At 65.6% G+C, this 11,913-nt stretch carries 11 protein-coding genes; 7 read left to right on the forward strand and 4 right to left on the reverse strand.

From position 1 onward, the window contains the following. Positions 1-92: 92 nt before the first annotated feature. Genes tatC through tatA form a run of 3 tightly spaced genes read right to left on the reverse strand, consistent with a single transcriptional unit; the run spans position 93 to position 1,374 of the window. Positions 93-872, reverse strand: a complete 780-nt coding sequence (gene tatC / locus ABIE20_RS08360) for a twin-arginine translocase subunit TatC (RefSeq protein WP_429504304.1) — start codon at positions 870-872, stop codon at positions 93-95. Continuing rightward, on the reverse strand, positions 872-1,150 hold the full coding sequence (gene tatB, locus ABIE20_RS08365) for a Sec-independent protein translocase protein TatB (RefSeq protein ID WP_429504306.1): 279 nt from the start codon (positions 1,148-1,150) through the stop codon (positions 872-874). The genes tatC and tatB overlap by 1 nt, the downstream gene beginning before the upstream one ends. Next, positions 1,150-1,374, reverse strand: coding sequence for a twin-arginine translocase TatA/TatE family subunit (gene tatA, locus ABIE20_RS08370; RefSeq protein ID WP_429504308.1), 225 nt, complete (start codon positions 1,372-1,374; stop codon positions 1,150-1,152). The genes tatB and tatA overlap by 1 nt, the downstream gene beginning before the upstream one ends. Before the next feature lie 143 nt (positions 1,375-1,517). Here tatA and gspK point away from each other — a divergent pair, with 143 nt between their 5' ends. Next, positions 1,518-2,483, forward strand: a complete 966-nt coding sequence (gspK, locus tag ABIE20_RS08375) for a type II secretion system minor pseudopilin GspK (RefSeq protein WP_429504310.1) — start codon at positions 1,518-1,520, stop codon at positions 2,481-2,483. A 24-nt stretch (positions 2,484-2,507) separates the two neighbouring features. Here gspK and ABIE20_RS08380 read toward each other — a convergent pair whose 3' ends face one another. Beyond that, complete coding sequence (locus ABIE20_RS08380; RefSeq protein ID WP_429504311.1) at positions 2,508-4,556, reverse strand: PhoX family protein; 2,049 nt, start codon at positions 4,554-4,556, stop codon at positions 2,508-2,510. A 237-nt stretch (positions 4,557-4,793) separates the two neighbouring features. Here ABIE20_RS08380 and ABIE20_RS08385 point away from each other — a divergent pair, with 237 nt between their 5' ends. The 6 genes from ABIE20_RS08385 to gspG are packed head-to-tail and all read left to right on the forward strand — an operon-like array spanning position 4,794 to position 11,912. Next, positions 4,794-6,425 carry a lipoprotein UxpA gene (locus ABIE20_RS08385; RefSeq protein ID WP_429504313.1) on the forward strand — a complete coding sequence of 544 codons (1,632 nt, stop codon included), beginning with the start codon at positions 4,794-4,796 and terminating at the stop codon, positions 6,423-6,425. After that, positions 6,422-6,847, forward strand: coding sequence for a pilus assembly protein PilZ (locus ABIE20_RS08390; RefSeq protein ID WP_429504315.1), 426 nt, complete (start codon positions 6,422-6,424; stop codon positions 6,845-6,847). Before ABIE20_RS08385 ends, ABIE20_RS08390 begins: the two co-directional genes overlap by 4 nt. Before the next feature lie 3 nt (positions 6,848-6,850). Next, positions 6,851-8,803, forward strand: coding sequence for a type II secretion system secretin GspD (gene gspD / locus ABIE20_RS08395; RefSeq protein ID WP_429504316.1), 1,953 nt, complete (start codon positions 6,851-6,853; stop codon positions 8,801-8,803). 5 nt (positions 8,804-8,808) lie between these two features. Continuing rightward, positions 8,809-10,257, forward strand: a complete 1,449-nt coding sequence (locus tag ABIE20_RS08400; protein ID WP_429504819.1) for a GspE/PulE family protein — start codon at positions 8,809-8,811, stop codon at positions 10,255-10,257. A 3-nt stretch (positions 10,258-10,260) separates the two neighbouring features. Then, positions 10,261-11,463: a type II secretion system inner membrane protein GspF gene (gspF, locus tag ABIE20_RS08405; RefSeq protein WP_429504318.1), complete on the forward strand. Its 1,203-nt coding sequence runs from the start codon at positions 10,261-10,263 to the stop codon at positions 11,461-11,463. A 14-nt stretch (positions 11,464-11,477) separates the two neighbouring features. Continuing rightward, the gene (gene gspG, locus ABIE20_RS08410) at positions 11,478-11,912 is read left to right on the forward strand and encodes a type II secretion system major pseudopilin GspG (RefSeq protein WP_195885781.1); all 435 of its coding nucleotides are present in this window, start codon (positions 11,478-11,480) and stop codon (positions 11,910-11,912) included. The last annotated feature ends 1 nt before the right edge of the window (position 11,913 follow it).

Raw genomic sequence — 11,913 nt, forward strand, 5'->3', positions numbered from 1 at the left:
GCCGGAAATCCTGTTTTTCGGTTTCAAAGGCCAGGATTTTCTTCACTGGCCCATGAAAATCTTCAGATTTCTCGAGTATGCCGATTTTTTCTTTAGTTGCCAGGCTCATTTGAGGCCTGAAGGCTGACTGGCATTGTGCGCTGTTCTTTGCGCTCGACCGCCGCACAGGCCAGTAATCCGACTTCAAACAAGATCCACATCGGCACCGCCAGCAGGGTTTGCGAGAACACATCCGGCGGGGTCAGGAGCATGCCGACCACGAAGCAGCCGACGATCACGTAAGGGCGGCTTTTGCGCAGGGTGGCGACGTCGGTGACCCCGGCCCAGACGATGATGAAGGTCGCCACCGGTATTTCGAATGCCAGGCCGAAGGCCAGGAACAGGGCGAGGATGAAGTCCAGGTACAGGCCGATGTCGGTCATCATCGCCACGCCATCCGGGGTGACGCTGGCAAAGAAGCCGAACATCATCGGGAAGACCACGAAGAAGGCGAAGGCCATGCCCGAGTAGAACAGCACGATGCTCGATACCAGCAGCGGCAGGGCGATGCGCCGTTCCTGGCGGTACATGGCCGGGGCGATGAAGCTCCAGGCCTGGTGCAGCAGCACCGGCATGGCGACGAACAGTGCCGCCATCAGGGTCAGCTTGAACGGCGCGAGGAACGGCGAGGTGACGCTGGTGGCGATCATGCTCGCGCCTTCGGGCAGGTAGCGGCGCAGCGGCTCCGAGACCTGGGTGTAGAGGGTCTGGGCAAACGGGAACAGGCCGAGGAATACCACGGCGATGGCCAGCAGGCAGCGCACCAGGCGCCTGCGCAGTTCGCGCAGGTGGGCGGTGAGCGGCATGCCGGGGTCTTGGCTTGCTGTGTTCATCAGGGGTTTCCGCTGGTTGGGCTGTGGTCCGGCTGCAGGCTGACGCCACGGCGCAGGTCCTGTTCAAGGCGCTGCAAGGGCAGGGCATCGAGTTCCTGGCTCAGGGCCTGGGTGTCCAGTTCGCGGTCGACCTGAGCCTTGATCGAGGCCATGGCGCGCTTGGCCTGGCCCAGGCCGCGGCCCAGGGTGCGCGCCGCCGCCGGCAGACGCTCGGGGCCAAGCACCAGCAGGGCGACGATGGCCACCAGCAGCAGTTCGGTAAAGCCGACTTCGAACATCAGCGCTGGTGTTCCGCTTGCTGCACGCTGTCGGCCTGCAGCGGCGTCTGGGGTTTGACCGGGCTTACGGCTTCGTCCGCGGCCGGGCCGTTGCCCATGGATTTGCGAAAACCCTGGATCGCATCGCCGACATCCGCACCCAGGCCCTTGAGGCGCTTGGTGCCGAACAGCATGAACACGATCACCAACACGATGAGCAACTGCCAGATCCCGATACCACCCATGAAAAACGCTCCAAGCTCATGAAAAAGAAGGCCTTATCCTGCCTGTGCTTTGTGACGCAACAGTGACGTGCAGATGTATTTGCCATGTGCCTGCAACATCCGTTGTGTTGACTGACGGCTCATTGGCTAGGGATGTGCAATTCATGGGTGCGAAGCGGCAACAAGGGGCGGCGCTGTTGATGGTGCTGGTGGTGCTGGCAATGCTCGCAGGCGGCCTGACCTGGCTGGTGCAGGACGGCCGCCAGCAGATCGACAGCGTGCGCCTGGTGCAGCAACGGGTGCAGGCCAGGGCCATGGAAACCGCCGGCCTGGCCTTTGCCGAGCAGGCCCTGAAAGACCCGGCCTGGCGCGCGAGCCCGCTGTTCTGGCAGGCGCTGCGCGGGCAGCCGTTGTCTTATGCCTTTGCCGGCGGCTCGGCGGCCTTGCGCATCCGCGACCTGCACAGCTGTTTCAACGTCAATGCGTTGATTGGCGAGGAGAGCGAACGTGCCGCGCGGCAATTGCGCTACCTGCTGGGCGATGACATGGCCGCGCAACGCTTGACCGATGCCCTGGCCGATTGGATCGACAGCGACGACCAGGCCCGACTCAGCGGCGCCGAGAGCGACCAGTACCTGCGCCAGTCACCTGCGCGCCTGGCGGCCAACCAGATGATGGTCGACATGAGTGAGCTGAACCTGCTGCTCGAGCCCGATGCCCAGCGCCAGCAACGCTATCCACAGTTGTGCGCGTTGCCGCAGACGAGCGGCTGGCGACTGAATGCCAATGCCTTGAGCCTGGAGCAGCTACCGTTGCTTGAAGCGCTGTACGAAGGGGAGGTGTCACGTTCGCTGCTGACCCGGATCATCACCGGCCGGCCTGCTGGCGGTTATCACGATGCGGGCGTGTTACGACAGGCGTTGGGGGCGATGGACGACGCGATGTTCGCCCGGCTGAGCGAGGGATTGCTGCTCAACAGCGGTGATTTTGCCTTGCAACTGGAGTTCGAACAGGACGGGCAGAAGATGCGCAGCGAGTTTCAGCTGCGGGCACGCGGGATCGTGCAGTGGCACGCGCTGGTGCCGGCCCAGCAGGTGCAGGTGATCAGCCGCTCGCCGCAACCCTGGTAAGGGCTGCGGCGCGCCACGCTTGGGTTAAACGCCGATTTCACCGCCATCGGCACGCTGGATCACCACGGTCGAGGCCCGTGGGCGCACCTTGGTGCCGGCCGGGGTAACGGCAGTGGCGACGTCGGTAGACGGCCAGTTGTCCGGGTGCTGGATGTTGACGAAGATCGACTTGTTGTCGGGCGTGAAGGCAATGCCGGTGACTTCGCAGCCGTTGGGGCCGACGAAGAAGCGGCGCAGGTCGACCTGGTTCTTGGCGTTGACCGGCACCTGCTTGCCCGCAGCGTCGACCAGGTCGGTGGGGATCACCGCCAGCATCTGGTCGTTGGTGTAGTCGGTCAGGGTTTTCTCGCCGTTGTCGGTCTGGAACCAGAGGATGCCGCGGCTATCGAAGCTCATGCCGTCGGGGCTGGCGAACTGGTTGAGTTCGGTCAGGCCCGAGCGGTTGATGTCGGCAGTGCCGGCGGCGTTGGCGCCAAACACGAAGATGTCCCAGCTGAAGCTCAACTGATCGTCGCTGTCGTGCCAGCGGATGATGTGGCCGTGACGGTTCGGCCCGCGCGGGTTGGCGGCGTCGACCTTGGCCGCGGTGCGTGCGCTGTTGTTGGTCAGGGTCAGGTACACGTCGCCATTGAGCGGGTTGACCGTGGTCCATTCCGGGCGGTCCATCGGCGTCGCGCCGAGGGCGTCGGCAGCGCCACGGGTGTTGAGGATGATCCCCGGCAGGTCACCGTAGATCGACCCCAGGGTCTTGCCGCTGCTGGTCGGGGTGTTGACGTCGAGCAGCAGCCACACGCCGCTGCCGTCGGCATTGAAGCGGGCGACGTACAGCTTGCCCTGGTCCATGTACTTGTTGCCGGTGGCCAGGCGGTCGGCCGGGTTGGCATCGGCCGCTTCCCACAGTGCGGTGGAAACGAACTTGTACAGGTATTCGTTGTTTGAGTCGTCGCCCATGTACCAGACCAGCGGCTTGCCCACCACCGGCAAGCCCGGGCAGCAGCCTTCGTGGCGGAAGCGCCCCAGCGCGGTGCGTTTGACTGCCAGGGTATTGGCCGTGTACGGATCGATCTCGACGATGTAGCCATAGGTGCTGGCTTCGTTACGGAAGTCGTCGGTGGCGCTGGCGCCGCTCGGGGTGACGTTGAAGCGGCTGAATTCGCCATCCACTTCGCTCGGGTCACCGGCCACGCTTTCCCACTTGTAGTTACCGGCCTTGGTGCCGACGCCAATGCGCTTCTGGTCGGCCGGCAGGGTGGCGCTGGTGTTGACGAAAATCCCCGGCCAGTTCTCTTCGCAGGTCAGGTAGGTGCCCCACGGGGTGTAGCCGTTGCCGCAGTTGTTGTTGGTGCCGCGGGCCTGGGTGCCGTTCTTCGAGAAGCGCGTCTTGACGTGCTCGCTGCCGCGCAGGGGGCCGGCGATGTTCATTACCGTGGCGGTGGTGAAGCGGCGGTTGAGCGGGTCGTTGTCGACCACCTGCCAGCGGCCGCTGACTTTCTTCAGGCGGATCACGCCGGCGCCATGGGCGTTGATCTCCTTGCGTACTTCCTCGACCGGACGCTTGCCGCTGCTGTCGCTGGTCGGGCCGTTGGGGTGCAAGGCGTCGGCGTCGATGTATTCGTGGTTGATCGCCAGCAGGCCGTCTTCCGAGCTGCCGTTGATAGGGAAGAAATGCATGCCGTCATGGTGCATGCCCACCGAGTTGGCCTGGTCGGCGGCGGTGTTGCTGCCATCGGCTTTCCACGGGTTGGCGCTGCTGTTCAGCGGCGTGCCCCAGGGCGCCAGGACGTAGGCGGTATAACCGGCGGCGACCACGCAGGCGTCGGTGCGCGAGCCAGGGATGGAGGTAAAGCCCAGTTTCAGTTTCGGCGGGGTTGGCGGCTCGACCACGGGTTCATCGTCATCCGAGTCACTGCTGTCAAAGCAGCCCGTCAGGCCAGTCCCGGCAATCATCGCGATCGCGGCGCCCAGGCCACCGCGTACCACGCTGCGGCGGCTCAGGTAAGACTCCAGAACGCTGTCCATGGGCAGGTTGCCACTTTGGTTGCGGTTCAGGTTGTCGCCGGTGTCTCGACTCATCAGTTCAGTTCCTTTTGTTCAATGATGCGGCGTGAAAGAAACCGGGACTTTAGTGAGCAAGTGTGATGATTGATTGGCAGTTTTGTTAAAAGGCGTTGAAGGAAATAAATCGTTACCACCTGATTTGCCTGAGGTTTTGCCCTGGCTGTCGATTAACTGCCATCAAACTGTAATCCAGGCGCCCCAATATCCCGGCCCGACAACCATCAAGCGCGAAGGCGACGGGACAGGCTGAACATGCACAGACGGGAAGTGTTGAACTGGATCGGCGTTGGCGCTGCGGCGCCGCTGCTCACGGCCTGCGCGGGCCTGGGCGGGACGTCGGCCGGCAACGACGCGGCGCTCGATGTGCTGTATGTCGCCGATACCCTCGATGCCCGCCAGGCCGGTAAACCGGTGGTCCCGGCCACGCGCCTGGGGCCAGTCACCCACTTGGGCCAGGCGCCCTGGATGACCGGCGCCAGCGCACGCCAGGCTCGTGCCGAACTCAACCCGCTGCTCGACGCCAGCCTCGCCGATGGCGTGCGCACCGGCGGCTACGCGGTGTTGGCGGCTTTGCTCGAGCAACTGCGCCAAGGCGCCGGCATCGATAATTGCCTGACTCTGGAGAACGGCCAGGGCTGGAATGGCAGCGGCCTGGCCTACCTGACCCAGGGTGGCAGTGGCGTTGAAGGCAGCCAGTTGCTGGCCAGCGATGTGCGGGTCAGCAGCGATGAGCGAGTGCTCTGGCCGCAGCGTTGCACCGGCCTTTACCGGCAATATGGCAAGCCCGTTTTGGGCGCCGGCCTGGCTGCGGAGCAGGCCACCGCGCTGGGTGTTGCACCCTTTACAGTGATTCGCCGTGGTGGTGTGCGGGTCGCCGTGGTCGGCATCACCGACCCCTATGCCCAGGACCAGAAAGCCTCGCTCAAGCAGTGGTACCAGTCGCTGTTGCCGGCCTTCGAGCAGGCTCGCGGGCAGGCGGACCTGGTGATCGCCCTGGCCGATGTCGGCACCGGCCCCGGCCTGTGGCTGGCCGAGCGCTTGAGCGATGCCGACTTGCTGCTGTGCGCCCGTGGCCAGGACTTCTGGCCCGAGCCGGTAACCGTGCTGCAAGCCAGTGGCAAGCGCGTGCCGGTGCTGTTCGCTGGCAATCGTGCCAGTGGCGCCTTTGAGGTGCGCTGCCAGCGCACGGCCGGGCAATGGCAGTTCAGTGCGCATTTTCATCCGGCCTTCGAAAGCAGCCTTACCCCTGGCGCCCAGGCCCGCGCCGCGCAGATCCGTGGTGTGCTGGCGCAGCAACGCGCCGGTCACGCGTCCTGGCTCGATCAACCCCTGGCCCGGGCCCCGCAGGCGCTGTGGCGCCGTGATACCCGCGGTGGCAGTTGGGACCGCCTGCTGCACCAGGCCCTGGTCGCCGACAGCGGCTACCCGGTGTTGCTCCCGGGCCTGCGTTACGACAGCCCACTGGCTGCTGGCCAGGCCATCACCCGCGAACACCTCATCAGCCTGACCGGCAGCTACCCGGCGCCGGTGGTCGAAGCGCCTGCCCGGCAAGTCGAGCAGGTGCTGGAAAACGCCGCCGAGCAGTTGTTCGGCGACCCGCTATTGCTCGACAACAGCCAGGACCTGCCGCGCTGGCTGGGCCAGCCTTGGCAGCTGAGCTACAGCCCAAGCGGCAAGCGCGTCTCGGGCTTCAGCGAAACCCAGGGGCAGTGCCGCACCTTCGGTCTGCAGTACGCCTCCAGCAGCGGTGAGCCGCTGTGGCAACGGGTCGAAGCCTGGCTGGCGCAGCAACCGGCCGACTGGCAACTGCCGCCGTTGCAATTGCCGCAGTTGCGTTATGTCCAGGGCCATCCCGGTTGGCATCCCCGTGAGTTGAGCGCGTGATCAGCGCCTCGCGCCTGTTCAGCGGCGCGCTGCTGACCCTGGCCGCCTGGCTTGGCGCCCAGTGTGTTTTGCAGCTCAGCCGCACGCCGCTGCCAGCCGTGGCCCAGGTGCAGGAGGTGACACCGTTACCGGGGCTGATGGTCGGCCACTGGCAGGCCCGGGCCGACAGCGGTGAGGTGCCGCTGACGCGCTTACCGCTGGAATACCTGGGCGGCCTGCGGGCCGTGCCGCTGAGTGCCACGGTAGTGGTGCTGCGTTACGGCCAGGCCACGCGCAGTTTGCGTCGTGGTCAGCGCCTGGCGCCGGGCATCGTGCTGGAGAGCATTGATGACCAGGGCCTGATTTTCGACAACCAGGGGCGGCGCGAACGCCTGCCCTGGCCGCCACGGCCTGCCGTGACCGGCTTCAAGCGCCAAGGATGAATGATGATCGCAAGACTCTGCCTGGCCAGCGTGCTGAGCCTGGGCCTCAACCTGGCCTGGGCCGAAGAGCCGGTGGCGCTGGATGACAACGAGACGCCGTTGTACGAAGTCAATTTCGTCGACACTGAACTGAGCGAGTTCATCGACAGCGTCTCGCAAATTACCGGTACCACCTTCATCGTCGACCCACGGGTCAAGGGCAAGGTCACCGTGCGCACCGTTGACCGCCACGACAGTGAAGCGATCTACGACATCTTTCTGGCCCAGTTGCGCGCCCAGGGATTCGCCGCCGTCGACCTGCCCAACGGCAGTGTCAAGATCGTTCCCGACCAGGCTGCGCGGCTTGAGCCGGTGCCGGTGGAGACGGCGGGCAAATCGGCCCAAGGCAGCGACGGTGTCGCCACCCGCGTGTTCAATGTGCGCAACGCCGCCAGCGAACAATTGCTGGGCATCCTCAAGCCGCTGATCGATCCACGGGTCGGGGTGATCACCCCGTATCCTGCGGCCAACCTGCTGGTGATCACCGACTGGCGCAGCAACCTGGAGCGCATCGACAGCCTGTTGCTGCAGCTTGATCAGGTCAGTGACGAACCGATGCAGGTGATGCCGCTGCAACATGCCAGCGCCAACGACACCAGCAAGTTGATCAGCCAGTTGCTGGCCCGCGAGCAGGGCGCCGACAGCGCCCAGGTGGTGGCCGACCCGCGCAGCAATGCGCTGCTGGTGCGCGGCAGTGCCGACAGCCGCGAGCGGGTGCGCGCCTTGCTGGCGCAACTGGACCGCCCCGGCGATAACCTGCGCAGCTCCAACACCCAGGTGATCTACCTGCGCCACGCCAATGCCAGCGAAGTGGTCAAGGTGCTGCGCAGCCTCAGCCAGGACACCCTGCCAGCTGCCAACCGCGAGGGCGGCCAGGATGACAAGGCGCCGACACCGGTAAGCAGCTCGGGGATTCGCCTGGAATACGAAGAAGGCACCAACGCCGTGGTCATGGTTGGCCCCGACAGCGAGCTGGCGGCTTATCGCAACATCGTCGAGCAACTGGACGTACGCCGCGCGCAGGTGGTGGTCGAGGCGATCATTGCCGAGGTCTCCGATTCACGCGCCGAAGAGCTGGGCGTGCAGTGGCTGTTCGCCGATGAGAAGTTCGGCGCCGGCACGGTCAACTTCGGCAGCAGCGGCCCGAGCATCGCCGCCATTGCCGGGGCCGCAGCGGGCAAGGACAACGCCGCGCTGGCCAAGCTGCTGTCCGGCACCAACGGCCTGACCGCAGGGTTTGGCAACTTTGGTGGCGGCTTCAACTTCGCCGTGCTGGTCAATGCGCTGAAGAGCAAAAGTGGCTTCAACTTACTGTCGACGCCAACCCTGCTGACCCTGGACAACGCCGAAGCATCGATTCTGGTCGGCCAGGAAGTGCCCTTCGTCACCGGCTCCGTGACTCAGGACAACACCAACCCCTACCAGACCATCGAGCGCAAGGAAGTCGGGGTCAAGCTGCGTATCAAGCCGCAGATCAACATCGACAACACCGTGCGCCTGGACATCGTCCAGGAGGTTTCCTCGATTGCCGACAATGCTTCGGCCAGCGACGTGATCACCAACAAGCGCGAGATCAAGACCAAGGTCATGGTCGAGGACAACGGCCTGGTGATCCTTGGCGGGTTGATCAGCGACCAGGTCACCTCAAGTAATCAGAAAGTGCCGTTGCTCGGTGATATTCCCTGGCTGGGGCGGCTGTTCAGTTCCTCCGGGCATCAGGGCGTGAAGCAGAACCTGATGGTGTTCATTCGCCCGCGGATCCTGCGCGACGGCCCGAGCCTGGCCAGCCTGAGCACCGAGAAATACCGCAACCTGCAGCAGGACACGGCGCTGAAGCTGCCGGCCATCAGCGATGACGGCAAGCTGCTGCAAGCCTTTCCGGCCAGCCGTCAACGCCTGGACGAGGGTGTCTGGTGATGGAGCTGTTGCCCTATCGCCTGGCCCGCCAGGCCGGCCTTGCCGTGGCGCCTATGACGACGGGCTGGAGCCTGTGGCTGCGCAGCGATGCCGACAGCGACCAGTTGCAGGAACTGCTGCGCGTGCAGGGCCAGCCGGATGAAGTCTGCCACCTCGACAGCGCCAGTTTCGACAGCCGCCTGGGCCAGTTGTACCAGGCCGGCGAAGGCGCCACCGCCGCGTTGATCGAGGGCATCGGCGAGCAGGTCGACCTCGACGGCCTGATGAGCGAAATGCCGCGCATCGAAGACCTGCTCGAAAGCGACGACGAAGCGCCGGTGATTCGCCTGATCAACGGCCTGTTCGCCCAGGCTTTGCGCCTGCAGGCCTCGGACATTCATATCGAGACCTTCGAGCAGAGCCTGGTAGTACGCCTGCGCGTCGACGGCCATTTACGCGAAGTGCTGCGCCCGCCGCGCGCGCTGTCGGCGATGCTGGTATCGCGGATCAAGGTCATGGCCCGCCTGGACATCGCCGAGAAGCGCCAGCCCCAGGACGGGCGCATCACCCTGCGCGCAGCCGGGCGTGAGGTGGACGTACGGGTCTCGACCTTGCCCGGCATCCACGGCGAGCGGGTGGTGATGCGCGTGCTCGACAAGCAGGCCAGCCTGCTGGCGCTGGCCAATCTCGGCATGCCGGCGGTGGTGGAGCAGGGCTTGCGCAGCTGCCTGGCGCGGCCCAATGGTATCGTCCTGAGCACCGGGCCGACCGGCTCGGGCAAGACCACCACGCTGTACGCCAGCCTCAATAGCCTCAACGATGGCAGCCGCAACATCCTCACCGTCGAAGACCCGGTCGAATACGCCATCGCCGGCATCGGCCAGACCGCGATCAACCCGCGCGCCGGCCTGACTTTTGCCACCGGCCTGCGGGCGATCCTGCGTCAGGACCCGGACGTGATCATGCTCGGCGAGATCCGCGACCGCGAGACCGCGCAGATCGCCGTGCAGGCCAGCCTCACCGGCCACCTGGTGCTCTCGACCCTGCATACCAACAGCGCCGTGGGGGCGGTGACGCGCCTGCGTGACATGGGTATCGAACCGTTCCTGATTGCCTCGTGCCTGCGCGGGGTCATGGCCCAGCGCCTGGTGCGGCGCCTGTGCAGCTGTGCGCGGCCGCAACCGTTGCAGGCGGCCGAGCGGCAGCTGTGGCCGGAGCTGGCAGAACTTAGCGAGACATTCCATGCCGTCGGTTGCGAGCAGTGCCAGGGCAGCGGCTATCGTGGCCGGCTCGGTCTCTACGAGTTCATCGAACTGGACGCCGGGCTGATTGCCCTGCTTTACGACGGTGCCAGTGAAGTGGCCATGCAGGAACACCTGACCGGCCGCCGCCAGAGCCTTGCCGGCATGGCTAGCGAGTGCCTGCGCCGGGGCGATACCAGCCTCGCCGAAGTGCTGCGCGCGGTGCAGGGCTAACGCATGCCGACCTTTCGTTACCAAGCGGTCGACCTCAGCGGCCGCGCACGCAAGGCCAGCATCCAGGCCGACAGCGAGCGCCATGCCCGCCAGCTGTTGCGTGAGCAAGGGCTGTTCACCCGGCAGTTGCAACGCCACCACGCGGACACTCAACAGCCGCGCCGCCAGCGCGTCAACCGCGCCCAGTTGTGCGAGCTGACCCGGCAACTGGCGACCCTGACCGGCGCCGGCATTCCCTTGGTGGATGCCCTGGCCACCCTGGAGCGGCAACTGGTGGAACCGGCCCTGCGCAACCTGCTGGTGGCGGTGCGCGGATCGCTTGCCGAAGGCCTGAGCCTGGCCCGCAGCCTGGCGCGCCAGGGCGGCCTGTTCTCCGGTTTGTACTGCGCGCTGGTCGAGGCCGGTGAACGTTCCGGGCGCCTGGCCCAGGTGCTGGAGCGCCTGGCCGAGCACCTTGAACAGGTTCAACGCCAGCAGCACAAGGCGCGCACGGCGTTGATCTACCCCTGCGTGTTGATGGGAGTGTCGCTGGCGGTGGTGGTCGGCCTGATGACTTTCGTGGTGCCCAAGCTTACCGAACAGTTTGCTCACTCCGGACAGAGCCTGCCGTGGATCACTTCGCTGCTGATCGGCATCAGTGACCTGCTGGTGTTGCTCGGGCCCTGGTTGCTGCTCGGCGCTGTGTCGGCCTCGGTGCTCGACGCCTGGCTGTTGCGCCGCCCGCACTGGCGTTTGCGCCGCGACGACCTGTTGCTGCGCCTGCCGCGGATCGGCAACTTGCTGGCGGTGCTGGAGAGCGCACGCCTGTCGCGCAGCCTGGCGATTCTTTGCGGCAGCGGCGTGCCGCTGCTCGAAGCCTTGCAAGTGGCTACTGCCACGGTCAACAACCGGCGCATTCACCTGGCCCTGCAACGGGTCAGCACCGATGTGCAGGGCGGGGTCAGCCTGCACCGGGCGCTGGATGCCAGCGGCCATTTCCCGCCGTTGCTGCTGAACATGGTTGCCAGTGGCGAGGCCAGCGGCACCTTGCCGGACATGCTCGAACGGGTCGCCGACAACCAGGAGCGCGGCTTCGCCCGCCAGGTCGACAGCACCATGGCCCTGTTCGAGCCGCTGATGATCCTGGTAATGGGCGCGGTGGTGCTGTTCATCGTCCTCGCCGTGCTGTTGCCGATCATGCAGCTCAACCAGGGCCTGACACTTTGAAAAGGAGCAAGACCATGCACAGCCCACGCGCGCGTCAGCGCGGTTTTACCCTGATGGAAATCATGGTGGTGATCTTCATCATCGGTTTGTTGATCGCCGTGGTCGCCCCGAGCGTGCTCGGCAGCCAGGACAAGGCCATGAAGCAGAAGGTCATGGCCGACCTGTCGACCCTGGAGCAGGCGCTGGACATGTACCGTCTCGACAACCTGCGCTTCCCCTCGGCCGAGCAAGGCCTGGCGGCGCTGGTCAGCAAGCCGACGGCAGAGCCGTTGCCGCGCGCCTGGCGTGCCGACGGTTACATCCGTCGCCTGCCGCAGGACCCCTGGGGCACTGCCTATCAGTACCGCGCCCCCGGCCAGCACGGGCGCATCGATATCTACTCGTTGGGCGCCGACGGCGTCGAGGGCGGCGAAGGCATTGATGCCGACCTGGGTAACTGGAACCTTTAAG

Origin of the sequence: Pseudomonas sp. 2835, from assembly GCF_050435905.1 — a bacterium.
In the GTDB taxonomy this organism is placed as follows: domain Bacteria; phylum Pseudomonadota; class Gammaproteobacteria; order Pseudomonadales; family Pseudomonadaceae; genus Aquipseudomonas.

Coding starts and splice junctions, on each gene's coding strand:
- tatB (WP_429504306.1), bottom strand. CDS start 1,150: ATGTTCGAAGTCGGCTTTACCGAACTGCTGCTGGTGGCCATCGTCGCC.
- ABIE20_RS08385 (WP_429504313.1), top strand. CDS start 4,794: ATGCACAGACGGGAAGTGTTGAACTGGATCGGCGTTGGCGCTGCGGCG.
- ABIE20_RS08380 (WP_429504311.1), bottom strand. CDS start 4,556: ATGAGTCGAGACACCGGCGACAACCTGAACCGCAACCAAAGTGGCAAC.
- gspD (WP_429504316.1), top strand. CDS start 6,851: ATGATCGCAAGACTCTGCCTGGCCAGCGTGCTGAGCCTGGGCCTCAAC.
- tatC (WP_429504304.1), bottom strand. CDS start 872: ATGAACACAGCAAGCCAAGACCCCGGCATGCCGCTCACCGCCCACCTG.
- gspG (WP_195885781.1), top strand. CDS start 11,478: ATGCACAGCCCACGCGCGCGTCAGCGCGGTTTTACCCTGATGGAAATC.
- gspK (WP_429504310.1), top strand. CDS start 1,518: ATGGGTGCGAAGCGGCAACAAGGGGCGGCGCTGTTGATGGTGCTGGTG.
- tatA (WP_429504308.1), bottom strand. CDS start 1,374: ATGGGTGGTATCGGGATCTGGCAGTTGCTCATCGTGTTGGTGATCGTG.
- gspF (WP_429504318.1), top strand. CDS start 10,261: ATGCCGACCTTTCGTTACCAAGCGGTCGACCTCAGCGGCCGCGCACGC.